The sequence below is a fragment of the Verrucomicrobiota bacterium genome (assembly GCA_016871675.1).
GTDB lineage: Bacteria > Verrucomicrobiota > Verrucomicrobiia > Limisphaerales > VHCN01 > VHCN01.
The window spans coordinates 47265-70130 of the sequence record VHCN01000012.1 but is presented as its reverse complement, the minus strand read 5'-3'; the positions used below and the strand labels follow the sequence as shown (position 1 = coordinate 70130).

Here is a 22866-nt window from a genome sequence, read left to right as displayed (position 1 = left end):
GAGCCGCGACATGGTCGAATCGGGCGACTATCATCCCGAAGTCCGCTCCTGGCTCTCGGTGAATCCCGACTCGGAGCTGCTGCCCGTCGCGCGCGCGAATGGCATGACGCACTTCGTCGCGACGCCCCAAGGCGGCGTGGTCAGCGGACAGTCCGGCCTGCTCGCGCTCGACGGCTGGGGCATCGAGGAACCCGCGGTCAAGACGCCCGTCGCGCTGCACATCACATGGCCGCGCGTGGACCTCGACCCGTCACCGCGCGAACGTGCCGCCAGTCCGGCCCAATGGAAGTCGCTCGACGACCAGGCGAAGGATCGCGCGAAGCGATTCCGGGAGCTCGACGACTTTTTCGCCGAGGCGCGCGCCTACGCGAAGGCGAAGGACGCCGCCGCGAACGGCGCGCCGGCGCCGAAACGGATTCCAGCTTGGGAGGCGATGCTGCCTTACGTGCGAGGCGAGCTGCCGCTCGTCGTCCACGCCGACGACGCGCGGCAGATCAAGGCCGCGGTGAACTGGGCGGTGACGAACAAGCTCCGGATGATCCTCGCCGGCGGACGCGACGCGTGGATGCACGGCGACCTGCTTGCGACGAACAAAGTGCCGGTGATCTACGAGCGCACGTTCAACATGGGCGGCTCGCTCTCGGCCTCGACGCCGCGCGACACGCTCGCCTACGACACGCATTTCACCGCGCCCGCGAAGCTCCACGCGGCCGGTGTAAAAGTGATCTTCAACGAGAGCCTCGGCGGCGATGCCGCGAGCACGGCGCGCAACCTGCCGTATCAAGCCGCGCAAGCGGTCGCGTTCGGGTTGCCGCGCGCGGAGGCGCTCCGGGGCATCACGCTTCATCCCGCGCAGGCGCTCGGCGTCGGCGACCGGCTTGGGAGCATCGAGGCGGGCAAGGACGCGACGTTCTTCGCGGCGACGGGGGACATCCTCGACGCGCGCGTCGAGGTGAAGCGGATGTGGATTTCCGGCCGGGAAGTCAACCTCGACTCGCGCCACACGCGGCTCTACGAGAAATACAACGCCCGGCCGGCGCCGGAACGGCCGGCGGGACGCTGACCTTGCGGGAGGCCGTCGAATTCCGCGGTGTCCGGCGCGCGGCCTCGTAGAATGTCGGCAGCTCCTCCGGCGGCATCGCAAGGTCGGCGTCGAGGATGAACAGCAGGTCGCCTGTCGCCGTGGCGAACGCCTCGCGCACGGCGCTGCCCTTGCCGCGGCCCTGCTGCTTGAGCACCTGGATGTCGCGCTCCGGGAAGTTTGCCTTCACGCGTTGGATTTCGTCCCACGGATTGTCCTTCGAATGTCCCTCGATGAAAATGATCTCGGTGCCGAGGCCCATCCCGGGAGTGCGAAGAACCGCGGCTTCGATATTGCCGGCCTCGTTGCGCGCGGGGATGACGATCGAGCAGCGCCCGGGAGTCCGGGCTTCGTGAGACGCGCGGCGGTCCATCACGCGCAGGTTGTAGCGGAGGGGCCTCGCGGCTTGCGAGACTCAAAGTGGCCGCGCCTCACGCGATCATCTTGTGCACGACGTTCGCGCCCTCGACGCCGGTGAGCTTGAAGTCGAGGCCCTGGAAACGATAGGTGAGCCGTTCGTGGTCGAAGCCGAACTGCCGCAGCACCGTCGCGTGGAGGTCGTGGACGCTGACCGGGTCGCGCGTGATGCCCCAGCCGATTTCGTCCGTCTCGCCGATGACCTGCCCGCCCCGGATGCCGCCGCCGGCGAGCCACATGGAGAAGGCGAAGGGATGATGGTCGCGGCCGGTGACGTTGGGCGAGTCGCCGCGGTTTTCGCCGAGCGGTGTGCGGCCGAATTCGCTGGCCCAGATGACCATTGTGTCGTCGAGCATGCCGCGGTGCTTGAGGTCCTTCACGAGGCCGGCGATGGCCTGGTCCGCCATGCCGGCGCAGAACGGGAGTTCCTGGTTGATATTGCTGTGATGGTCCCACGACGCGTGCAACAGCGTCACGAAGCGCGTGCCGCGCTCGATCATGCGGCGCGCGAGGAGGCAGTTGCGCGAGAAGGTCGAGTAAGTCTCCGGCCCGCCGCCGCGCCCGCCGGGATTCTCGCGGGACTTTCGGCCCACGCCGTAGAGGTCGAGGGTGGCCTGCGATTCCTTTGAGATGTCCATGAGCTCGGGCATCGCGGCCTGCATGCGGCCGGCGAGTTCGTAGGCGCCGATGCGCGAGGCGATCTCCGGGTCGGCGACGTATGTGTGGCGGAGCCGGTTCAAGTCGCCGATGGCATCGAGGCCGAGGTGCTGCATCTCGTCGGTGAAGCCCGGCGGGTTGGAGAGGTTCAGCACCGGGTCACCCTGGTTGCGGAAGATCACTCCCGCATAAGTGCTCGGCAGGAATCCGCTCGTCCACGCGCTCGCGCCCGCGCTGGAGCCGCGCCCCGCGTGCAGCACCACGTAGGCGGGGAGGTTTTGTGATTCGTTGCCGAGCCCGTAGGCGAGCCACGAGCCGAGCGTGGGCCGGCCGAAGAGCGGCGAGCCGCAGTTCATCATGAGCTGGCCGGGATGATGGTTGAACTGGGTGGTGTGCATTGAGCGCACAAGGCAGATGTCGTCCGCGACGGAGCCGATGTGCGGCAGCAGGTCGCTGAGTTCCATCCCGCACTGGCCGTGCGGCGTGAACTTGCGCGGGCTGCCCATCAGGCGCACGCCGTCCTTCTTGATGAACGCGAAGCGGACCTTCTCGAGCATTTCATCCGGCAGCTTCTGGCCGTTCATCTCGTTGAGCTTGGGCTTCGGGTCGAAGAGGTCGATGTGGCTCGGCGCGCCCTCGAAGTAGATGAGGATGCAGTTCCTGGCGCGCGGTGCGACGTGTGGCGGGCGCGGCGCGAGCGGGTCGGAGCGGCTCGGTCCGGCGGCGAGCAGGCCGTCGCGCTGGAGGCACGTGGCGAGTGCGAGCGTGCCGAGGCCGGTGGCGCTCGTGGCGAGGAAATCGCGACGCGTGAGCGTGGCGATGTCCGTTGGGGACACGTCGGGATTGCGGTTCATGGCGAGTGACGGTCTGACGCCCGGCTGAATCCGGTTGCTGATGAGGACGCTGCTGCTTTCGAGATCTGGTTCACGTCGTTCGCCTCAATCGCGGGTCACAAATTCATCCAGGTTCAGCATCACGCGGCCGAGCGCGACGAAGGTGGCTTTCTCGGCGACGGCCGGGTCGTCCTTCTTGCCACCGGCAATCTTCGCGGCGTTCTCGGCGTTGGATTGCGCGAGCTTGAGCTGGGAGTCGTAAACCCTCGCGAGCAACGCGAACTCTTCGGCGTTCGGCAGCCGGCCGAAGCAGCGCTGGAAGCCGTGGCGCAGTTTCTCGAACGGGTCGGCGGTGTCGAGCGCGGCCATGCGCTGGCCGAGTGATTGAGCGCATTCGTAGAAGACCGGGTCGTTGAGGAGCGTGAGCGCCTGCAGCGGCGTGTTGCTGCGCTCGCGACGCGTGCAGGTCGAGTTCGAGTCGGGCGCGTCAAAGGTCATCAGCATGGGATACGGCACGGTGCGCTGGAAAAAGATGTAGAGGCCGCGGCGGTTCTTCTCGGTGCCGGGGCTCTCGGTCCACTTCACGGAATTGGCGTAGCCGAGCGCGGCGATGTCCGCGGGCAGTGGCGGGCGGATGCTCGGTCCGCCGACTTTTGTGTTCAACAGCCCGCTGGCGGCGAGGTAGGAATCGCGGACGGTCTCGGCTTCGAGGCGCAGGCGGTTTTGCCGGGCGAGCAGGAGGTTGTTCGGGTCACGGTCGCGCAAGTCGGTCCGCACGACGGAGGCCTGCCGGTAAGTCGCGCTCATTGCGATGAGCTTCACCAATTCCTTGCGGCTCCAGCCCATGCCGCGGCCATTTTGAACAGACGGTGGCGAAGTCAAGGAAGCGGCTCCTTCGTTGCCTTTGTTGGCTTCCGTGGAATTCCGGGGCGACCCGAACGTGAGCGCGAGCCAGTCGAGCAGTTCGGGGTGCGTGGGTTTCTCGCCGCGAGTGCCGAAGTCGTCCATCGAGCTCACGAGTCCGCGGCCGAAGAGGCCCTTCCAGACGTGGTTGACGGCGACGCGGGCGGTGAGTGGATTCGCCGGGTCGAATAGCCAGCGTGCGAGGTCGAGGCGGTCGGGTTTCGGCCCGCGCGCCTTGAACGGATGGAGCACCGCGGGCGTGCCGGGCTGAACCTCGGCGCCGCGGTCGAGGAAGTTACCGCGCAGATGGATGGCCGTCCTGCGGCCGGCGGGTTCTTCGGTGATGACGGCGGCGGTGGTTGCGGGGAAAGCCGGCGACTTCTTTGTGTGGTCGTCGAGCGCGGCTTGAAGTGTCTTCGCGTCGGCGTCCACCTGCTCGCGGAAATACTTCGAGAGCGCCTCGATCTGCTTCGGTGTGCGCTTGTCGGGTGTTGCGGCGAGCGCCATCGCGACGGTCTCGGGCGTGGAGTCGGGCTTGAGCGGGCCCGCGGACTCCGTGACGGACAGCCGGAACTGCCCGAGCGTGTAGCCTGAATTGTATTGGTGGTCGAGCGTGACGATCAGCCGCGCGCCCTCGGGCAGGTCGGGGGGCGTCTTCGCCTCGAACACGGCCACGTGCGATTTCTGAATCTGCGGCGCGACGGCCCAGCCGGACGTGTCGAGCCCTTTCAGCGCGTTGGCCACGGGGAACCTGGCCTGCGAGTGATCCGCGAGCGGTTTCTGCAGCGGCACGTCCACTGCATCCTTCGCGCCGGGCAGTTGCACCTGCACGGTGAAATGCGTGAGCACAAAGTTCCCGTCGCTGTGGCGGCCGGGGCCTTTCTTCGGGTCGGGGTCGTCGATCGCTTCGAGGCGGACGCCGGTCACGCGCCGCACATGTGACTTGGCCTCGACGGTGTAGGTTTCCTTTGCCGGCGCCGCGCCGCTCGCGGTGATGACTTGTTCCTTGTCGGCCTTGAGTGTGGTGCCGTTCTTCGCGGAGAGCTTGTCGGGGGCGAGGGGGCGCCACGGCACGGCGTCGAGCGACGCGGTCTTGAGCCACTCGGCGAACTTCGGCGGCAGGTCGGCCTTCACGTAGGCGTCGAGCGCGGATTTGAGCTTCGTGTTCTCGGCATCGTGGGATTTTTTCGCCTTCTCGTATGCCGCGAGCTCGTCGTGTTGCGGCGACTTGATGTCCTTCTCCGACGCGTTATTGAAGAACGCGAAGAGCGAGAAGAACTCGCGCTGCGAGAGCGGGTCGTATTTGTGCGAGTGGCACTCGGCACAACCCATCGTGAGGCCGAGCCACACGGTGCTCGTGGTGCTGACGCGGTCCACGACGGCCTTGCAGCGGAATTCCTCCTGGTCCACGCCGCCCTCGGTGTTGGTGAGGGTCTGGCGATGAAAGCCCGTGGCGACGAGTTGCTCGTGCGTGGGCTTGTCGAGCAGGTCGCCGGCGAGTTGCTCGATGCTGAAGCGGTCGTAGGGCAGGTCGCGGTTGATGGCGTGGATGACCCAGTCGCGATACGTGTAGGCGAACGGCCGCGGGCGGTCCTTCTCGTAGCCGTCGCTGTCGGCGTAGCGGGCGAGGTCGAGCCAGTGGCGTGCCCAGCGTTCGCCGAAGTGCGGCGAGGCGAGCAGACGGTCTACGAGCTTCTCGTAGGCGTTTGGGCTGGCGTCATTCACGAACTCGCGCACCTGCTCTGTCGTCGGCGGCAGGCCGAGCAGGTCGAGCGAGAGGCGGCGCACCAGCGTGTAACGGTCGGCCTCGGGCGAGGGCTTGAGCCGCTCCTTCTCGAGGCGCGCGAGAACGAAGTGGTCAATGGGGTTCGCGGTCCATTTGCCGTCGCGCAGTTTGGAAGGCGGCGTGATGACTGCCGGCTTGAAGGCCCAATGGGACGCGGGGGAGGAAGGGCCCCGCGACGCGGTGCCGTCCGTGGGGTCGGGCCACGGCGCCCCGGCGTCGATCCAGGCGCGCAGTTTGCCGATCTCCGCTGTGGTGAGTCGCGCGCCCTTCGGCGGCATGAGTTCGCCTTCGACCAGACCAGCGACCATGCGGACCAGCTTGCTCTCCGCGCTCTTGCCGGGAACGATGACCTTGCCCGAGTCGCCTCCCGCGAGTGCGGCGGCCTTCAAGTCGAGCCGCAGCCCGTTCTTTTGTTTCTCCTGTCCGTGGCAGGAGAAGCAGTTCTTCGCGAGCAGTGGATGGATGTCGCGAGAGAAGTCCGCCGCCACACGGGAAGGGGCGGGTAACTTTGTCGCGTCCGCGGCCGTCTTGGGCGTGGCGGCGCAGAGGAATCCGGGAACCCAGAGCAACGCGAGGGCCGGCGCGAGAGCGTTCACGTGCATGAGTGGAACATAGCGACGCCTAGGTGGACGGGCAACGACTCGATGGCATTTAACGAATCTCCGACACGATTTCCAACGGGCCAGCGGTGCGTCGAACTACGCAACCCGATGGCGGAATAAGAGTTTGACAGTGTAAACACGCAACCCCTAGCTTTCCGCAGCACAAGATTCTTCCTCTATGTCCGACAACCTGAACATGCCGGCCGGAGCTGCCCCGCCAAAACCGGCCGAGGTATCCAAAGTTCAGCCCAAGAAGGAGACGGTTCGTATCAGCCTTCCGCCAAAACCGACGGCGAAAGAGACTGTGCGTCTCGAACTTCCTCCCAAACCTGCTGCGAAGGAAACCGTCCGGCTCGAACTCCCTCCTCGACCCGCCCCAGGCGCGCCTGCGATGGCTCCGGCCCCGGCGTTGGGCGCCAGTGCCGCGCCGAAACCCAACCTTCCCCAGTCCGGCCCCACGATCAGCCTCGTCGTTCCCCAAGTGGATGATGCGAGCAAGACGGTAAAAATTCCCAACCCCGCGGAGATGGTGACTTTGCAGCACACGCCCGCTCCGGCCAGGCCTGCCGGTCCGCCCAAGCCCACGATGCCAGCCAAGCCGGGCGCGGCGAAAGCCGAGGCCCCCGCCGTGATGCCCTCGGATGGCGCCGATGCCGTCACGATGGCCCCCGTCGCACAGACCGCGGCCCCGACGGTCGCCTCGAAGGCCTCCGTCGTCCTGCCCGCCGCGAGCCGTGAAAAGGGCGCGGTCAAGGAGAAGAAGGAAGCTGCGGTGGCAGTCCCCGGCAAAGCCAGCAAGTGGGACATCGCGCTGGCCATCATCGCGTTCCTCGCAGCCGCGGCGGCCTTGGGGAACCTCGTCCGGCACATCGGATTCTGATCCGGCGCGAGCAGGGCGTTCCAAGTCTCACCCGCTTCAACCTCCATCGATATCCCCTTGATATGGCAGCTCCGAATATTGTCACCCTGACCGAATCGAACTTTGACGCCGAAGTGCTCAAGTCCGCCACGCCCGTGCTCGTGGACTTTTGGGCCGAGTGGTGCGGACCGTGCAAAATGCTCGGGCCGGTGCTCGACGAACTCGCGGGCGAATACGCCGGCAAGGTCAAGATTGGGAAGGTCAACGTGGACGACAACGGCATGCTCGCCGCCCAATACCGCATCAACGCCATTCCCGCCCTGCTCTTCTTCAAGGGCGGCGAGGTGATCGAGCAAACCGTCGGCCTCAAGACCAAGAAGGACTTGAAGGCCAGCCTCGACAAGGCCGCTGCTTGAGCGGTGGCCGGAAGCAAGCACAGTTCAGTGTTCAGGCGGTTGCAAACACCGCCGGGTCTGAATACTGAAAACTGAAGACCGGCCCGTTCCCCCTCCCTCCGCGCTTGCCACGCCACGGCCGGTTCGCGCACTTTCTCCCACGTGGCAATCGTTTTCCTGCCTGGCCAGCTCGCGAGCCGCGCCGAGCTTTACCATCAGGCGCGCGCGCTGACGGTTGCGGGCGTGCCGCTCGTCAAGGCGCTGGAGATGCTCAAGAAGTCCCCGCCTTCTTACGGCGACCGCAAGCCCATTGGCACGGTGCTGGAGTCCATCCAGCTCGGTTCCACGTTCATCGACGGGCTCCGGCAGACCCGCGGCTGGCTCGCGCCGTTCGACCTCTCGCTCATCGAGGCGGGCGAACGCTCCGGGCGGCTCGACCAGTGCTTCCACATCCTCGAAAAAGTCTACAACCAGCGGGCCGTCCTCGCTCGCAAGGTCCTCTCCGGCCTGTGGTATCCGGCGCTTGTCTTCCACATGGCCGTGTTCATCTTCCCGCTGCCGGCCTTCCTCCGGCCCGAGGGAGCCATCACGGCGGACCAGTATCTCATCCAAGCCCTCACGCCGCTGGTCTGCGCTTACGCGCTCATCATCGCGCTGGTGCTCGCAGGCCAGAGCCGTTGGGGGCAACTCTGGCGCGCACTGCTCGAGAAAGCCTGTCGCTGGAGCCCGGTCACTTATCTCGTCGTCGCGGGAGGCCTGTTCCTGCTTTCGACGGTTGTCCCCGGCGCGGACGGCTGGTTCTGGAACTGGCTGTTCGTCGGCCCCGCCGTCGCGTGGCTGCTGTATCTGGCGGGGCAGGCGTGGAAGCACCTTGCGCTCGCGCGGCTCGCCATGTCCATCGAGGCGATGCTCTCCGCCGGCGTGAACCTCGTGCACAGTTGGGAGATGGGCTCCAAGGCCGCCGGCTCGCCCGCGCTCGGCCGCGCCGTCGAGAAGTGGCTGCCGCGCGTCAGTCAGGGCGACGAATCACCGGGCGAAGTCTTGCCCGACTGTAGCGAGATTCCCGAGATGTTCGCGAACCTCTACCACACCGGCGAAATCAGCGGCCAGTTGGACGACACACTCGTCCGCCTGCAGGACTACCATCAGGAGGAAGGCACGCGCAAAATGGAAGCCGTGGCCGAATGGACCCCGCGGGTCGTCTACGCCTTCATCGCCCTCATGATCATCAAGATGATCTTCGCCCTGGCCGGCGGCTACATGAACACCATCGGAAACATCATCAACGAGAAATGACCCTTTCAGAAATCCTCTCCAGCGAGGAACTCCGTCGCGAAGAATTCCCCGTCGCCCGAACCAAGATTTTCCTCGGCCACGCCGGCGTCTGCCCGCTGCCCCGCCGCGTCGCCGATGCGATGGCGCACTACGCCTTCAACGCGAGCGAGGACGACCAGGAGACGATCCTGCCCGAACTCCTCCGCCAGTCTCGTGACATCGCCGCGCGGCTCGTCGGCGCGCAACCGGACGAGATTTCCTTCGTCGGCCCGACCTCGCTCGCGCTGAGCTTCGTCGCAGCCAGCCTGCCGTTCCGCAAGGGCGACAACGTCCTCATCTACCACGACGACTACCCGACGAACGTGTATCCGTGGATGGCGCTGGCCGACCGCGGCGTGCAGGTGCGGTTGCTGAACGCGCGCGAACTCGGCCGCATCCGGCCGCTCGATGTCGCGGGGCAGGTGGACGAGCAAACACGGCTGGTCGCGCTCGCCTCCTGCCACTTCGTCGCGGGCTGGCGGCTCGACCTCGACGCCATCGGCCGCAGCCTGCGCGAGCGGAACATCCTGTTTTGCGTGGACGGCATCCAGACGCTCGGCGCGTTCCCGACGCCGGTGAAGCACGTGGACTTCCTCGCGGCGGACGCGCACAAGTGGCTGCTCGGCCCGTGCGCCGCGGGCATTCTCTACGTGAAGAAGGACCTGCAGGAGCGGTTGCGCCCGCCCGTGCTCGGCTGGAACAACGTCCGCTGCCCGAACTACGTCGCACAGGAGGCGATCATGTTCCGGAGCGGCCCGGCGCGGTTCGAGGCCGGCTCGCACAACGTCGCCGGGCTTGTCGGCCTGAAAGCCTGCATGGAACTGCTGCTCGAACTGGGCGTCGAGAACATCGCCGCCGAGCTCTTGCGCAAGCGCCAGTGGCTCGTGCCCGCGCTCGAAGCCAACGGATGGTCCGTGCTCCACGCGAAGGCTCCGCGGGAAAACGCCGGCGCCATCCTCTCCCTCCACCGCAAGGACGCGGACGTGGCCGCCGTCCACAAGCAGCTTGCGGCCGCGAACATCGTCACCTCGCTGCGCGCGGACCGGACAGGGCGGCAGTATCTCCGGCTCTCACCGCATTGCTACAACACCGACGACGAATTGCGCCGCGTGCTGGAGATGCTCTGAGCCGCCAGGCCGCCCGCCCGCGGTGTCCCTCCCTGGACGGAATTTGTTCGAACAAAAAACGACCCGGTGCATCCTACACGCATGACGTTCCGACCCCTCGCCTTCGCTGCCGCGCTGTTGATCTCCGCCACCGCTGCCTTCGGACAGGCGAAGACCAAAACCACGCTGCTGCTTTCCCACCAGTCCGCCAAGCCGGGCGAAGTCGTCACCGCCGGGTTGCTCATGCGAATGCCGAACGCGTGGCACACCTACTGGAAAAGCCCTGGCGAATCCGGCATCCCCACGAGCATCAAGTGGACTCTCCCCAAGGGCGTCACCGCCGGAGACATCCAGTGGCCCGTTCCCGAAAAGGCGCTCTTCACCGACCTCTTCACCTACGAGTATCACGACGAAATCATCCTGCTCATCCCGCTCAAGCTCGCCGCGGACGCCGCGGCCGGGACGTTTGAAATCGTCGGCGAAGTCAAGTGGCTCGAATGCGAAGCCGAAGGCCTTTGCATCCCGGGCCGGTCCGAGGTCAGCGCGCCGTTGAAGATCGGCACCGATTCGAAGCCCGGCGGCGACGCGAAGGAACTCGAGGACGCGAAGAAACTGCTTCCGACTCCCGCCGCGCCGGCGAAGCTCCTCGTCGGCTGGGAGAAGCCCGCGACCGGAGACTCGCGTCCGCTCGTGCTCGAGTGGGGCGTCCCCGGCAAACCGGAGAAAGTGGACTTCTACCCCGTCGCTGGCGAGGCCGACAAATGGGAGATCGACCAGAAGACCGAAGTGCTGCCGTCCGAGCCCGGCACGGCGCGCATCCGCAAAATCGTGAAGAAGAAATCCGAGGGCGGCGCGTGGCCCGCGGCGGTCGCGGGACTGTTCGTGCACCTCAACGCGGGCGAGAAGACAGGCACGGCCTTCGAGACGAGCGTCCCCATTCCCGGGGAAGCGGCGGGTGGAGGAACAGGCACGGCGTCCGCCGCGGGCGCGGCTTTCGGCGAGGCGAAGCAGTCCTTTGGCAAGATGCTCTGGTTTGCGTTCATCGGCGGAATGATCCTCAACATCATGCCGTGCGTGTTCCCGGTCATCGCCCTGAAGATCCTGGGCTTCGTGAACCAGAGCAAGGAGGACCCGCGGCGCGTTTTCCATCTCGGACTCATCTATTCGACGGGCGTCGTCGCGTCGTTCCTCGTGATGGCTGCGATGGTGCTGGCCGTCCGCGGCGCGGGCAAGGACGCGAGCTGGGGCATGCAGATGCAGAACCCGCAATTCACGCTCGTGCTGACCGTGCTGATGACCCTCGTGGCGCTGAACCTCTTCGGCCTCTTCGAAGTGACCGCGAGCGGCGCGGTCGGCGCGGCCGGCCAGCTCGCGCACAAGGAAGGCGCCTCCGGCGCGTTCTTCAACGGCATCCTCGCCGTCGTGCTCGCGACGCCCTGCACCGCGCCGTTCCTCGCGCCCGCGCTCGGATTCGCCTTTGCGAAGGAACGCACCACGCAGGAAGTGATCCTGTTTTTCGCGACCACCGGGCTCGGGCTGGCCTTCCCTTACGCGATGCTGAGCTGGAAGCCCGCGTGGGTGAAGCTGCTCCCGCGCCCCGGCGCGTGGATGGAGAAATTCAAGATCGCCATGGGCTTCCCGATGCTCGCGACCGCGCTGTGGCTGTTCAGCTTCACCGCCAAGCGCTTTGGCTCCGACGGCACGCTCTGGCTCGGGCTGTTCCTTGTCATCGTGGCAATGGCCGCGTGGATCTTCGGCGAGTTTGTCCAGCGCGGCACCCGGCGCCGCGGACTCGCGGCGGGCCTCTGCGTCCTGCTCCTCGGCGGCGGCTACGCCAAGGCGCTCGAGGACGAACTGCACTGGAGGAATCCCGTGAAGAAGGCCGGCGGCGGGACGGAAGCCGTCACATCGACCACCAGTGACCCCGACAAGCTGGTGTGGGGCAAGTGGAGCGCCGACGCCGTGGCCAAGGCCCGCGGCGAGGGCCGCGTCATCCTCGTGGACTTCACCGCGGACTGGTGCCTGACCTGCAAGGCCAATCTCCGCACGTCCATCGAGATTCCATCCACCCGCAAGAGGCTCAAGGATCTCAACGCCGTCACACTCATCGGCGACAACACCGACGAAGACCCGGCCATCATCGCCGAGTTGAAGCAGTTCGGCCGCGCCGGCGTGCCCCTCGTGCTCGTGTATCCGAAGGACGCCTCCAAGCCGCCGCTCGTGCTGCCCGCGTTTCTCACGCCCGGCATCATGCACGACGCCCTCGACGCGGCAGCGAAGTAAGCAGCGGGACGCGAAGCAACGGCCCGCCGGCAGGCGCAATCGCGTCCCAGTCCGAGGAAGCGCCCCGGCCAGTGCTCGACACGGGGCGCGCGCTCGATCCGCCGGGCAAAGCCCGTCGTTTGCGTGCGGCGTCCGCATTTTTCCTTCCCCGGCTTTCGACCGCGTGTATCCTCTGCCGCCAACCATGCGACCCACTTTGCGGACAGTTCGCCCCGGATGCCGCCATGAGTGAGGCCACCCTCAAGGGCGCGTGTGTGAAGTGCGGTGAACACATCGCCTTCCCCGAATCCCACGCAAACAACAAGGTTCCCTGCCCTCATTGCCGGGCGATGACGCCGCTCATCCCCGGCAAGCAGGCGGATGGCAGCCTCTTCTACAAGTGCTTCTGCAACGTCTGCTGGGACAAGATCGAGTATCACGCCCGGCTCATCGGCAGCGAAGTCCCTTGCCCGCACTGCAAGCAGAACACGGTGCTCGCGGCGCCCGGAAGCCAGTCGCGTCCGATGACCGCCCCCGCAGCCGCGGCACCGGCCGCAGTGGCGCCGGCGAGTTCCATTGCGCAGAAGACCCCGGTCGAACCGATGGCCGCCGTCCAAGCCGCTGCATCCGCCGCGCGCCCGCCGGTGCCTTCCGGGCCGCCCAAACCCGTCGTCCCCGGTGCGAAACCCGTCACGCCCGCCGCCAAGCCCGTGATGCCCGGCGCCACGAAGCCCGCCGCCGCCGCGCCCGCCGCGCCCAATCCCGCCAAAAGCGCGATACTCGTGGACCCGGTCCCCGGCCCGATGGCCAACCCGCCGCCGCCGCCGCCCATTCCACGGGCGAAAGCAGCGCCCGCGGACACCGGCCGCAAACCGCGGCCGAAGTGGCTCATCCCCGTGGCGGTTTCCGTCGGGGTGCTCATCCTCCTCGGCGTCGCCGCGGTTTTCATCCTGCCGAAACTTCGCGACAAGGGCGGGGGTGGCGGCACGGCCGAGCTTGAGATTCTGGATTTCCGTTTCCAGCCGCAGGCCGACACGGGGCTGATCTTCCTCGTCGGCACGGTGACGAACCGGGCCGCGGCGCAGGCCTTCAACGTGAAGCTGCAGTTCGAGCTTTTCGACCAGGGAAACAACAAGCTCGGCGTCGCACAGGACTCGGCAAACGTGATCGAGCCCAAGGGCGCGTGGCGGTTCAAGGCGAGCGTGCCGTTCAAGAATGCCGAGGACGCGCGGCCGTTGCCCCTCACCAAGGACTGACCGCTCAAGCCGGCGCCGCAGCGCCCGCTGGCTGCGCCACGTCAGGGCGGGGTTCCTTCGCGGGCGCGCGCGCCGGGGCGTCCTCACCCGTGCCGTTAAGCGCCACGCTGAGGGCGACGAAGCCGGCGAACTGAGCGAGGTCGCTGGCGAGCGCGCCGAACGCGGCCCAGAAAAAAACAAACTTCGCCGCGAAGCACGAGTAGAGGAAGGCGTTCACCGTGCGAAGCTCCGGAGAGGTCCGCTTGAAGTTCCGGTGCAGCAACCGCAACGAGGCGATGCAGAACAGAAGAAACGCCGTCGCGCCCGGGATTCCGAACGGCACGAGCACCGACAGCGGCCCGCTGTGATAATCGCCCGCGATCACCGCCTGGTCGATGTCCGCCGCCAGCCCGCGCAACTGCGCCTCGCCGACCAGGTGCAGGTCCGTGGGGTTGATCGAGTAGCCCTTGCCGAGCCAGAGGTATTGAGGCACCTGCGCCCAGACGACATGCCACATGCGCATGCGCCAGTCGGTCGAGGCCGCCGCATCGGCCTTCGCCAGCGGGCTCACCTCGATCGGCAGGAAGCTCAACGCCCGTTGCACGGAGAACGGCAGCTTCGGTGCCAGCGGGATGATCGTCGCCACGGCCACCGCCGCTCCAAGCACGATCAGCGGCAACAGCCGCGTCCGCCACAACCCCTCGACCATGAACTGCATCGCAAAGACGAGCCCGGCGAAAACCACCGCCGACCTGAACCCGCCCAGCAGGCTCACCACCACCACGCCCAGCCAGCACAGCAGCCGCCACGGCCGGCGCCAGTCGAACAACCCCGCCACGCCGTAGCGCGCGAGCATCCACGAGTAGATGCCCGTCATCGCGAACGTGATCGAGTTAAAGCGCGAGACCGCGCTTTCGGTGGTGGCTTGCAGCACCGCGAACTCCACCGGGAACATCGTGAACAGCCAGTAGAAATTCGGCCCGGCGAGATAAATCAAGTTGCTGATCGGCTGCGACAGCGCGCCGATGAAGAACAGCAGCACGGCGAGCTTCGCGTGCGGCGGCGCGATGCGGCGGCAACTGATCGCGAAGTAGCCTGCCACCGACGCCACGATGAAAATGTAATGCCGGCCGCCGTAACTCTGGCTGCCGAGCGAGCGGATGCCCACGCCGCCGCGCGCCACGGCCGTCACCGCGACCACGACGAGCAACAGCAGCAGCGTCCACGTCACCGCCGGCACATGCTGGAGCCGCGCGACGCCCCGGCCCGCGTGCCCGAGGTTGTCGCGCAACAGCCACGCCAGCACGCTCAGCCCTAGGCTCACGAACGAGAGAAACATCCACACCTGCGGCCGCCCCGGCAGGAAGAACACCAGCATCGAGGCGTTCCAGCTCAGCAACAGCAGCCAATAGTGCCAGCGCAGCAGCACCGGCACCGACAACACCGCCAGCGCGCCGCCCACGATCACCAGCGACCGCATGTCGAACGGCGTCGCCAGCACGTAGCCGAGCACCAGCGCCAGTGCCGCGCTGAAGAGAAGGGCGAGCGTCGCCGTGCGCATAGGAAATCGCGGGGATCACTCGGGCGACTTGCCGCCCCCCACCCATGCATCACGCCGCTGCTTCGCCTTTACAAAATACTCCTCCACGGCCGCCGCGTCCCCGGCTTCAAGCGCGCGGCGGAATTCGTCGAGGTCCTCGATGAACACGCCGAGGATGCGCGCCAGCTTCTCGCGGTTCGCCATCGCGATGTCGCGCCACATCTCCGGCGACCCGCTCGCGATGCGTGTCGTGTCGCGGAAGCCGTTCGCGCACACCATCGCCTGCTCCGCCGGATGCGCCGGGCTGAGGATGTAGTTGGACAACTCCGCCGCGACCACGTGCGGCAGATGACTGCCGCGGCCGACGAGGTCGTCGTGCGCCTCGGGCGCGAGCCGGAGCACGCGCGAACCGAGCGCCTTCCAGAACTCCTCGACCCGGCGCAACGCGTCCGCCTTCGTCCGCTTCGTCGGCGTGGTCACGCACACCGCGCCCTCGAACAGGTCCGGCTTTGCCGCGCCCACGCCCATGCGCTCGGCGCCGGCCATCGGGTGGCTTCCCACGAAGTGCGCGCCCGCGGCCGCGACGACCGGCTCCAAATCCCGCACCACACAACCCTTCACGCTGCCGACATCGGTGACGAGCGCGCCCCTGCCCAGCGACGGCGCGAACCGCTCCGCCAGCGCGCGCATCTGCGCGACCGGCGTGCCGAGCACGACAAGGTCCGCGCCGGAAACGACCGAAGCCAGATCAAGCGAGGCGCGGTCCACCACGCCGCCGCGCTCGCACTCGGCGATGGACGCCTCGCGCCGCACCAAGCCCTCGACCCGCCCGGCGAGCTTGTTCTTGCGGGCGGCGAGGCCGATCGAGCCGCCCAGCAGGCCGACGCCGAGCAGTGCCATTTTCCTGAAAGGCTGCATCCGCGCGAATATGCGCGGGTCCCAACCGAGTGCCAAGAGCCTTCATCTCGGGTGTTTTGGGGAGGCGCGCAACCGTGCGGCCTCGCCGCTTCCCCGGGCGCGCCTCGCCCTTCACCCCACGCTCGACAACCACGCGCCCCTTCCGCACCCTCACGCGCCGTGCAGGATCGCCAGCAGACCCTCGTAACCCTTGACATGGAAGGCGTGCTCACGCCCGAAATCTGGATCGCCGTCGCGGAGAAGACCGGCATCGCCGAGCTCCGCCGCACGACGCGCGACGAACCGGACTACGACAAGCTGATGCGCCAGCGCATCGGCATCCTTGACCGGCACGGCATCAAGCTCTCCGACATCCAGGCGGTGATCGGCACGTTGCGCCCGCTCGAGGGCGGCCGTGAATTCCTCGACGAGCTGCGCTCGTTCGTGCAGGTCATCATCCTGTCCGACACCTTCGAGCAGTTCGCGCAACCGCTTCTCAAACAGCTCGGCTGGCCCGCGTTGCTCTGTCACCGGCTCGTCGTGGAGAACGACCGCATCGTGGATTACGCACTGCGGCTGCGCGACCAGAAGCGCTGCGCCGTCGCGGCGTTCAAGGCGATGAATTACCGCGTCATCGCGGGCGGGGATTCCTACAACGACACGGCGATGCTGGGCGAGGCGGACACCGGCATCCTGTTTCACGCGCCCGGGAACGTGAAGCGCGAGTTCCCGAAGTTCCGTGCGGTCGAGTCCTACGCGGAATTCATCGCGGCGATCCGCGGTGCGATGCGGCCATGATCGCGGTCAGGCGGCCTTGATCCTGTCCACGAGTCCCGTGGTGGATCGCCCGGGCAAACCGGGCACGATCTCCACACGGCCCCCGAGCGATTCCACGAGCCGGCGTTCTTCCTGGTTGATGGAGTCCAGCGTGTTGTCGCCGCCCTTCGCATAAATGTCCGGCTGCGCCAGCGAAAGGAATCGCGCGGCCGTCACCTCGCCGAAGACGCACACCGCATCCACGCACGCGAGCGAAGCCAGCACGAGCGCGCGGTCCGACTCGCCGTTGAGCGGGCGTTCCGGGCCCTTGAGCTGGCGGATTGACGCATCGGCATTCACCCCGACCAGCAACGCATCGCCGAGGTTGCGCGCCGATTCGAGATACACCGCGTGGCCCGCGTGGAGGATGTCAAAGCAGCCGTTGGTGACGACGAGCCTTCGGCCGGACGCGCGGAACGCCGCGCGCCACCCGGCAAGCGATTCGATGGACAGGAATTTCTCGCGGCAGTCCACGCCCCGATTCTCGCCATCACCCGGCCGGATGCAAGCGCTTGCCTGCTGTGGCAACCGGTGAGGCAACGGACATTTCTGTGCGCGCCGGGGTTGCAGTCGGAGTGATTCTAATGTCTGATGCGGCGCAAAACCTGGTCGTCATGAGCGAGTCCGCACCCGAAAGTCCGCAACCGCCTGCGCCGCCGCCCGCGCCAAGTTCGCTGGCGGCGCGGCTGGTGAATGTCTACGCGACACCGGGAGACGTCTTCGAGGAGGTCGCGCGCTCGCCGCGCGACAACGGCAACTGGGTGCTCCCGCTCATCCTCACGGCGATCATGTCGGTGGTGTTCTGCTTCGTCGTCTTCTCGCAGGAGAACGTGATGCGCAACTTCCATCAGACGCAGGAGCAGGCGATCCGCGATCAAGTGAAGGCCGGCAAGGTCCCGGCGGACAAGGCCGACGACATCGTCGAGGCCGCAAGGAAGTGGATGTCGCCGACGATCATGGCCGCGTTCGGCTCCGTGGGTTCGCTCATCGCGACCGTGGGCGGGGTGTTCTTCGTGGCGTTGATCCTGATGCTGCTCGGCCGCTACGCGTTGAACGCGGAGGTGGAGTTCATGAAGATGGCGGAAGTCAGCGGCCTGGCCGCGATGATCGCGCTGGTGGGGACGGTGGCAAAGATGTTCGTGGTGATGGCCACGGGCCGGATGGAACTGGGCGTCTCGCCTGCCGCGCTCGTGGAGGACTTCGACCCCGGCAATCACACACACGCGTTGCTCGGCATCCTCGACCTCTCGATGATCTGGTATGTGGCGGTGTTGTCGGCCGGGCTTGCGCGCGTGTGCGGCAAGCCGTGGTGGCGCGCCGCGGCGTGGCTTTATGCCATCTGGCTCGTCTTCGCCGCCGGGATGGCTGCCGTCGCGTATCTGGGGGCGCGCGCACACTGAAACCTTCCGCCCTTCGCGGTGTGCTTAACCGAACCTGATGGCTGCCCCCAAGTCCAAAACCCGCCGCAAAGTCGTCGTCTTCACCCTGCTGCTCCTCGCGCTCGGCAGCCTCGGCGCGTGGAGTTACTTCCGCAAGCGCGAGGTGCCGATCATCGTGCAGACGGAGAAAGTCACGTCCCGATCGCTCACCGAACTCGTCGTCGCCAACGGAAAAATCCAGCCGGTCGTCATGGTGAAGATCAGCCCGGAGGTCAGCGGCGAAATCGTGGACCTGCCGGTGAAGGAGGGGCAGACCGTGACGAAGGGCGACCTGCTGCTCAAGATCAAGCCGGACTTCTACGCAGCGAGCCGCGACTCCGCGACCGCAAACCACAAGGCGTCGATCGCGAACCAGACGCTCGCCGAGGCGAACCGCGCGAAGGCCGACATTGAGTTCAAGCGCGCCCGGCAGCTCTTTGATGAGAAGCTCATCAGCGACACCCAGTTCGTCGAGGCGCGCACGGCGTTCGAGGTCGCCAGGGCGCAGGTCACCGCGTCGCAGCACCAGGCCGAGGTCGCCGCGGCGGCGCTGGCGCGCGCCGAGGAGGACTTCCGCAAGACCACGATCGTCTCGCCGCTCGACGGCACGATCACGCGCCTCAATTCGCAGCTCGGCGAACGCGTCGTCGGCACCGCCACGATGGCCGGCACCGATGTGATGACCATCGCCGACCTCAGCGAGATGGAGGCGCGCGTGGACCTCGGCGAGGTGGACGTCGTGCTCATTTGCGCCGGCCAGACGGCACGTCTGGAGGTGGATTCCTACCGCGACAAGAAGTTCACCGGCGCCGTGACCGAAATCGCGAACACCGCCAAGACCAGCGGCCAGGGCACGCAACAGGAGGCGACCAAGTTCGAGGTCCGCATCCGCGTGAAGGAAAGGGAACTCTTCCGCCCCGGCATGTCCGTCACGGCCGAAGTCGAGACGCGCTACCGCACGAACGTGCTCTCCGTGCCCATCCAAAGCGTGACGACCCGCGTGCCGAAGAACGACCCATCCGCCGCGAACGGCGACGCGGGCGACGACGGCGTGGCCAAGAAGGACAAGCCGAAGAAAGAGGCCGTGAACAAACCCGCCGAGGTCGTGTTCATCATCGAAGGCGACAAGGTCCGGATGGTCAAAGTCTCCCGCGGCATCAGCGACGACAACCACACCGAGATTCGCGACGGCCTGCAGGAGGGGATGGAAGTCGTCACCGGCAGCTACAAAGCCATCAACCGCGAGCTCGAGGACGGCAAGCTGGTCAAGGTGGACAACGAGAAGAAGAAGCCGGCGGAGAAGAAGTGACGCAACCGGCGAACCGGGGCTTGGTCCAATCCGCATTTCCCACGTGAGCCTCATCCGCATCCGCAACATCTCGCGCCGATACCAGATGGCGGCGGAGACTGTGCATGCGCTCCGAGATGTCTCGCTGGACATCGAGCGCGGCGAATACGTCGCCATCATGGGACCGAGCGGCTCCGGCAAGTCCACGCTCATGAACCTCATCGGCTGCCTCGACACGCCCACGAGCGGCTCCTACGAACTCAACGGCACCGACGTGAGCCGCATGGAGGACAACGACCTCGCCGAGGTCCGCAACCGCGAGATTGGGTTCATCTTCCAGACCTTCAACCTCCTCGCCCGGTCCACCGCGCTCCGCAACGTCGAGCTGCCGATGGTCTATGCCGGCGTCGGCTCGGACGAACGCCGCGAGAAGGCGCTGGCTGCGCTCGCGTCCGTCGGCCTTGCTGACCGCGTCACCCACAAGCCGAACGAACTCTCCGGCGGCCAGCGGCAGCGTGTCGCCGTGGCGCGGGCGCTGGTGAACAATCCCTCGATCCTCCTCGCCGACGAACCGACGGGCAACCTCGACTCCAAGACCGGCGTTGAAATCCTCGCGCTCTTTGACGAGCTCGCGCGCAAGGGCCACACCATCATCGTCGTCACGCACGAGGAAGCCGTCGCCCGCCACTCGCGCCGGGTCATCCGCATCCTGGACGGCCTCATCGCGAGCGACGACCGGCTGGCGAAGGAGGAGGCGCTGGCGTGAACCTTTTCACCGAATTGAGGGAGGGCCTGCTCATCGCCCTCGAGGCGCTGCGCGCGAACAAGCTGCGCGCGGGACTCACCACGCTCGGCATCGTCATCGGCATCGTCACCGTCACGCTCATGGGCACGGCCATCGAGGGCTTGAACGCGGCCTTCCTGCGGAGCATCTCCGCGATCGGCGCGGACGTGCTGTTCGTGTCCAAATACCCGTGGTTCGGCGAGGAGCCGTGGTGGAAGGTCCGCAACCGCCGCGACCTGTTGCTGCAGGATGGCCGCGCGCTGCGCGCCCAGCAGCAGTTCTCCGACGCCGTCAGCATCGAGGCCGGCTGGCGCAAGAACGTGAAGTTTCAGGACCGCACCGCGACGGGCATCACCATCATCGGCAACAACGAGGACGGCGCGATCATCGCCGGCATGACGATGCGCGAGGGCCGGTGGTTCACCACGGCGGAGGTCGGGGGCGCGCGGCCCGTGTGCGTGATGGGCGCGGATCTGGCGACGAGCTTCTTCCGTTACGACACGCCGCTCGGCAAGAAGGTGCGCGTGGATGAGACGAGTTACGAGGTGATCGGCGTGATCGAGAAGCGCGGCAAGTTCATGGGCATGGAGAGCCTCGACAACCAGGTGCACGTGCCGATCACGCGCTTCGTCACCGATCACCAGATGCGCCCGGGCGTGACGATCCGCTTGAAGGTCCGCGACATGAAGCAGCTCGACGAGGCGCGCGAGGAACTCCGCGGCGTGATGCGCCGGGTGCGGCGGATTGACCCGGGCAAGGACGACGACTTCTCCATCAACGCGCAGGAGGCCTTTGTGAAGATGTCCAAGCGCGTGAGCACCGTGATCGCGGGCGTGGGGCTGTTCATCACGGGGCTGTCGCTCGCGGTCGGCGGCATCGGCATCATGAACATCATGTTCGTGTCCGTGGCCGAGCGCACGCGCGAGATCGGCATCCGCAAGGCCATCGGCGCGAAGCGGCGGACGATCCTGCTGCAGTTCCTGATCGAGGCGGCGACGATCTGCCTGTTCGGCGGATTGCTCGGGCTCGGCATCGCATGGCCGGTGAGCCTGATGATAAACCAGTTCCTGCCGACCTCCATGTCGCTGCCGATCGTGGGGCTCGCGCTCGGCGTCTCGGTGCTCACGGGCGTGGTCGCGGGCTTCCTGCCCGCGTGGCGCGCCGCGCGCATGAACCCGGTGGACGCGCTCCGCGCGGAATGACGCCATGATGCCGGCAACGCCCAAACGCGGCGCCCTCCTTTGGGGCGAGGCTCGCGAGAGCTTCGTGATGGCCATGGCCGCGCTCGGTTCGCACAAGCTGCGCTCCGCCCTCACGCTGCTCGGCGTCATGGTCGGCGTCTTCTCGATCATCATGGTCATGACGGCCATGCGCGCGCTTCAGAACAACATCGAGACGGAGATGACCGGTCTTGGCGCGAGCACGTTCATGGTCGAGAAGTGGCCCGCGATCAACGCCGAGGGCCCGCGCGGGTGGGAGAAATTCCGGCGCCGGAAGAACATCACGCTCGCGCAGGCAACGGCCTTGCGCGAGCGCGCCACGCTTGCGGTGAGCGTCGGCGCCGAGGCCTTCCTGTGGAATGCGGAAGTGGTCTCGCGCTTCGAGACAACCAACCCCGACGTGGGGATGATCGGGGTGACGCCCGAGGTTTTCGGCGCCAAGAAGTGGATCATCGAGGAAGGCCGCGCCATCCAGCAGGGGGACGTGGACGGCTTGCGCGCGGTATGCGTGCTCGGGAACGCGCTCGCGAAAAAGCTGTTCCCTCAAGGCTCGCCCGTCGGCGAGAGCATCAAGTTCAACGGGCACCGCTACTCGGTCGTCGGTCTGCTCGAGGCCAAGGGCGGCATGGGCGGGCAGTCGCAGGACAACTTCATCGCCGTGCCGCTGACGACGGGGTTCGGGAGGTTTGGCTTCCAGCCGTGGCGCAGCCTCAGCTTGTTCGTCGAGGCGCCAAGTCCCGCGATGCTTGAAGACACCGCGGAGCAGGTTCGCGGCGTCATGCGCACGCTCCGCAAGGTGCCGCCGGGCGAGGAGGACGACTTCGAGATGTTTTCCAACGATTCGCTCGTCGAGCAGTTTCGCGACCTCACGTTCGCCGTGCGGATGGGCGTGGCGGTGGTCAGCAGCATCGCGCTCATCGCGGCGGGCATCGGCATCATGAACATCATGCTTGTGAGCGTCACCGAGCGGACCCGCGAGATCGGCGTGCGGCGCGCGGTCGGCGCGAAGAAGCGGAACATCATGACGCAATTCATCATGGAAGCCGTGGTCATCTGCCAGGTCGGCGGCGTGATCGGTGTCGCCCTCGGAATCGCCGGGGGCAACGCCGCGGTGCTCGTGCTCAAGACCGCGCCGGTCTTTCCGCTCGACTGGGCGATCATTGGCCTGCTGATTTGTTCCGTCGTGGGGATCGTCTTCGGCACTTATCCTGCCTGGCGCGCGGCGAACCTCGACCCGGTCGAGTCGTTGCGTTATGAGTAATGGCGCGGGTTCTCAACTCGCCGCGGTCGCGGGCTTGAACGCCGGGGCGAACATGCGGATGTGACGTTCACCCACGGCGTCTGTCCGCGCTGCCTCGAAACCGTTGTCAAGCCCGAGATCGAAAACTCGGCCTCGCCCGAAACGCCGCGCCCGAAAAACCGGAGTGAGCCCGCGCGGACGCGCGTTTCCAAA

18 protein-coding genes and 1 pseudogene are annotated in these 22866 nt (G+C 66.8%); 13 read left to right on the top strand and 6 right to left on the bottom strand.

Annotated elements, in window-relative coordinates:
• The coding region (locus FJ386_04655; protein MBM3875996.1) for an amidohydrolase family protein at nt 1-1063 on the top strand (1063 nt) is incomplete at its 5' end.
• A gap of 34 nt (nt 1064-1097) precedes the next feature.
• On the opposite strand, the pseudogene FJ386_04650 reads toward FJ386_04655, so the two are convergent.
• The 3 genes and pseudogenes from FJ386_04650 to FJ386_04640 all read right to left on the bottom strand — a co-directional run bounded on the left by FJ386_04650 (nt 1098) and on the right by FJ386_04640 (nt 6279).
• Nucleotides 1098-1415 (bottom strand): annotated as a pseudogene (locus tag FJ386_04650) (glycosyltransferase family 2 protein).
• A gap of 97 nt (nt 1416-1512) precedes the next feature.
• Nucleotides 1513-3009: a DUF1501 domain-containing protein gene (locus FJ386_04645; GenBank protein ID MBM3875995.1), complete on the bottom strand. Its 1497-nt coding sequence runs from the start codon at nt 3007-3009 to the stop codon at nt 1513-1515.
• Nucleotides 3010-3093: 84 nt separating this feature from the next.
• Entirely contained in the window at nt 3094-6279 is a 3186-nt protein-coding gene (locus FJ386_04640; protein ID MBM3875994.1) for a DUF1549 domain-containing protein, read from the bottom strand.
• Between the two features lie 391 nt (nt 6280-6670).
• Between FJ386_04640 and FJ386_04635 the strand changes: the two genes are divergently transcribed.
• From FJ386_04635 to FJ386_04610, 6 genes are all read left to right on the top strand, one after another.
• Nucleotides 6671-7159: a hypothetical protein gene (locus FJ386_04635; GenBank protein MBM3875993.1), complete on the top strand. Its 489-nt coding sequence runs from the start codon at nt 6671-6673 to the stop codon at nt 7157-7159.
• A 62-nt stretch (nt 7160-7221) separates the two neighbouring features.
• Nucleotides 7222-7554 (top strand): thioredoxin, encoded by a 333-nt coding sequence (gene trxA / locus FJ386_04630; protein MBM3875992.1) that lies wholly within the window; start codon nt 7222-7224, stop codon nt 7552-7554.
• A 141-nt stretch (nt 7555-7695) separates the two neighbouring features.
• On the top strand, nt 7696-8829 hold the full coding sequence (locus FJ386_04625) for a hypothetical protein (GenBank protein ID MBM3875991.1): 1134 nt from the start codon (nt 7696-7698) through the stop codon (nt 8827-8829).
• Nucleotides 8826-9974 (top strand): aminotransferase class V-fold PLP-dependent enzyme, encoded by a 1149-nt coding sequence (locus FJ386_04620; protein MBM3875990.1) that lies wholly within the window; start codon nt 8826-8828, stop codon nt 9972-9974. Before FJ386_04625 ends, FJ386_04620 begins: the two co-directional genes overlap by 4 nt.
• Before the next feature lie 81 nt (nt 9975-10055).
• Nucleotides 10056-12236, top strand: a complete 2181-nt coding sequence (locus FJ386_04615) for a hypothetical protein (GenBank protein MBM3875989.1) — start codon at nt 10056-10058, stop codon at nt 12234-12236.
• 224 nt (nt 12237-12460) lie between these two features.
• Nucleotides 12461-13471, top strand: a complete 1011-nt coding sequence (locus tag FJ386_04610) for a hypothetical protein (protein ID MBM3875988.1) — start codon at nt 12461-12463, stop codon at nt 13469-13471.
• A 4-nt stretch (nt 13472-13475) separates the two neighbouring features.
• On the opposite strand, the gene FJ386_04605 is transcribed toward FJ386_04610, so the two are convergent.
• Nucleotides 13476-15011, bottom strand: a complete 1536-nt coding sequence (locus tag FJ386_04605) for an O-antigen ligase family protein (protein ID MBM3875987.1) — start codon at nt 15009-15011, stop codon at nt 13476-13478.
• Between the two features lie 15 nt (nt 15012-15026).
• Entirely contained in the window at nt 15027-15908 is an 882-nt protein-coding gene (locus FJ386_04600) for a prephenate dehydrogenase/arogenate dehydrogenase family protein (protein ID MBM3875986.1), read from the bottom strand.
• A 195-nt stretch (nt 15909-16103) separates the two neighbouring features.
• Between FJ386_04600 and thrH the strand changes: the two genes are divergently transcribed.
• Nucleotides 16104-16685, top strand: coding sequence for a bifunctional phosphoserine phosphatase/homoserine phosphotransferase ThrH (gene thrH / locus FJ386_04595; GenBank protein MBM3875985.1), 582 nt, complete (start codon nt 16104-16106; stop codon nt 16683-16685).
• A gap of 6 nt (nt 16686-16691) precedes the next feature.
• Here the strand turns inward: thrH and FJ386_04590 are convergent, their stop codons facing one another.
• The gene (locus tag FJ386_04590; GenBank protein MBM3875984.1) at nt 16692-17156 is read right to left on the bottom strand and encodes an adenylyltransferase/cytidyltransferase family protein; all 465 of its coding nucleotides are present in this window, start codon (nt 17154-17156) and stop codon (nt 16692-16694) included.
• A gap of 122 nt (nt 17157-17278) precedes the next feature.
• Between FJ386_04590 and FJ386_04585 the strand changes: the two genes are divergently transcribed.
• The 5 genes from FJ386_04585 to FJ386_04565 all read left to right on the top strand — a co-directional run bounded on the left by FJ386_04585 (nt 17279) and on the right by FJ386_04565 (nt 22674).
• Nucleotides 17279-18103, top strand: coding sequence for a YIP1 family protein (locus FJ386_04585; GenBank protein ID MBM3875983.1), 825 nt, complete (start codon nt 17279-17281; stop codon nt 18101-18103).
• A gap of 37 nt (nt 18104-18140) precedes the next feature.
• A complete protein-coding gene (locus FJ386_04580) occupies nt 18141-19430 on the top strand; it encodes an efflux RND transporter periplasmic adaptor subunit (protein MBM3875982.1) in 1290 nt (429 codons plus the stop codon).
• A gap of 85 nt (nt 19431-19515) precedes the next feature.
• Nucleotides 19516-20175 (top strand): ABC transporter ATP-binding protein, encoded by a 660-nt coding sequence (locus tag FJ386_04575; GenBank protein MBM3875981.1) that lies wholly within the window; start codon nt 19516-19518, stop codon nt 20173-20175.
• Complete coding sequence (locus tag FJ386_04570) at nt 20172-21395, top strand: FtsX-like permease family protein (GenBank protein ID MBM3875980.1); 1224 nt, start codon at nt 20172-20174, stop codon at nt 21393-21395. The genes FJ386_04575 and FJ386_04570 overlap by 4 nt, the downstream gene beginning before the upstream one ends.
• A 4-nt stretch (nt 21396-21399) precedes the next feature.
• The gene (locus FJ386_04565; GenBank protein MBM3875979.1) at nt 21400-22674 is read left to right on the top strand and encodes an FtsX-like permease family protein; all 1275 of its coding nucleotides are present in this window, start codon (nt 21400-21402) and stop codon (nt 22672-22674) included.
• Nucleotides 22675-22866: the final 192 nt, after the last annotated feature.

What these genes read in the sequence shown, in the direction of transcription:
- FJ386_04645 (MBM3875995.1), bottom strand. Translation starts at nt 3,009, where the DNA reads ATGAACCGCAATCCCGACGTGTCCCCAACGGACATCGCCACGCTCACG.
- FJ386_04640 (MBM3875994.1), bottom strand. Translation starts at nt 6,279, where the DNA reads ATGCACGTGAACGCTCTCGCGCCGGCCCTCGCGTTGCTCTGGGTTCCC.
- FJ386_04635 (MBM3875993.1), top strand. Translation starts at nt 6,671, where the DNA reads ATGGCTCCGGCCCCGGCGTTGGGCGCCAGTGCCGCGCCGAAACCCAAC.
- trxA (MBM3875992.1), top strand. Translation starts at nt 7,222, where the DNA reads ATGGCAGCTCCGAATATTGTCACCCTGACCGAATCGAACTTTGACGCC.
- FJ386_04620 (MBM3875990.1), top strand. Translation starts at nt 8,826, where the DNA reads ATGACCCTTTCAGAAATCCTCTCCAGCGAGGAACTCCGTCGCGAAGAA.
- FJ386_04615 (MBM3875989.1), top strand. Translation starts at nt 10,056, where the DNA reads ATGACGTTCCGACCCCTCGCCTTCGCTGCCGCGCTGTTGATCTCCGCC.
- FJ386_04610 (MBM3875988.1), top strand. Translation starts at nt 12,461, where the DNA reads ATGAGTGAGGCCACCCTCAAGGGCGCGTGTGTGAAGTGCGGTGAACAC.
- FJ386_04605 (MBM3875987.1), bottom strand. Translation starts at nt 15,011, where the DNA reads ATGCGCACGGCGACGCTCGCCCTTCTCTTCAGCGCGGCACTGGCGCTG.
- FJ386_04600 (MBM3875986.1), bottom strand. Translation starts at nt 15,908, where the DNA reads ATGCAGCCTTTCAGGAAAATGGCACTGCTCGGCGTCGGCCTGCTGGGC.
- thrH (MBM3875985.1), top strand. Translation starts at nt 16,104, where the DNA reads ATGGAAGGCGTGCTCACGCCCGAAATCTGGATCGCCGTCGCGGAGAAG.
- FJ386_04580 (MBM3875982.1), top strand. Translation starts at nt 18,141, where the DNA reads ATGGCTGCCCCCAAGTCCAAAACCCGCCGCAAAGTCGTCGTCTTCACC.
- FJ386_04575 (MBM3875981.1), top strand. Translation starts at nt 19,516, where the DNA reads ATGGCGGCGGAGACTGTGCATGCGCTCCGAGATGTCTCGCTGGACATC.
- FJ386_04565 (MBM3875979.1), top strand. Translation starts at nt 21,400, where the DNA reads ATGATGCCGGCAACGCCCAAACGCGGCGCCCTCCTTTGGGGCGAGGCT.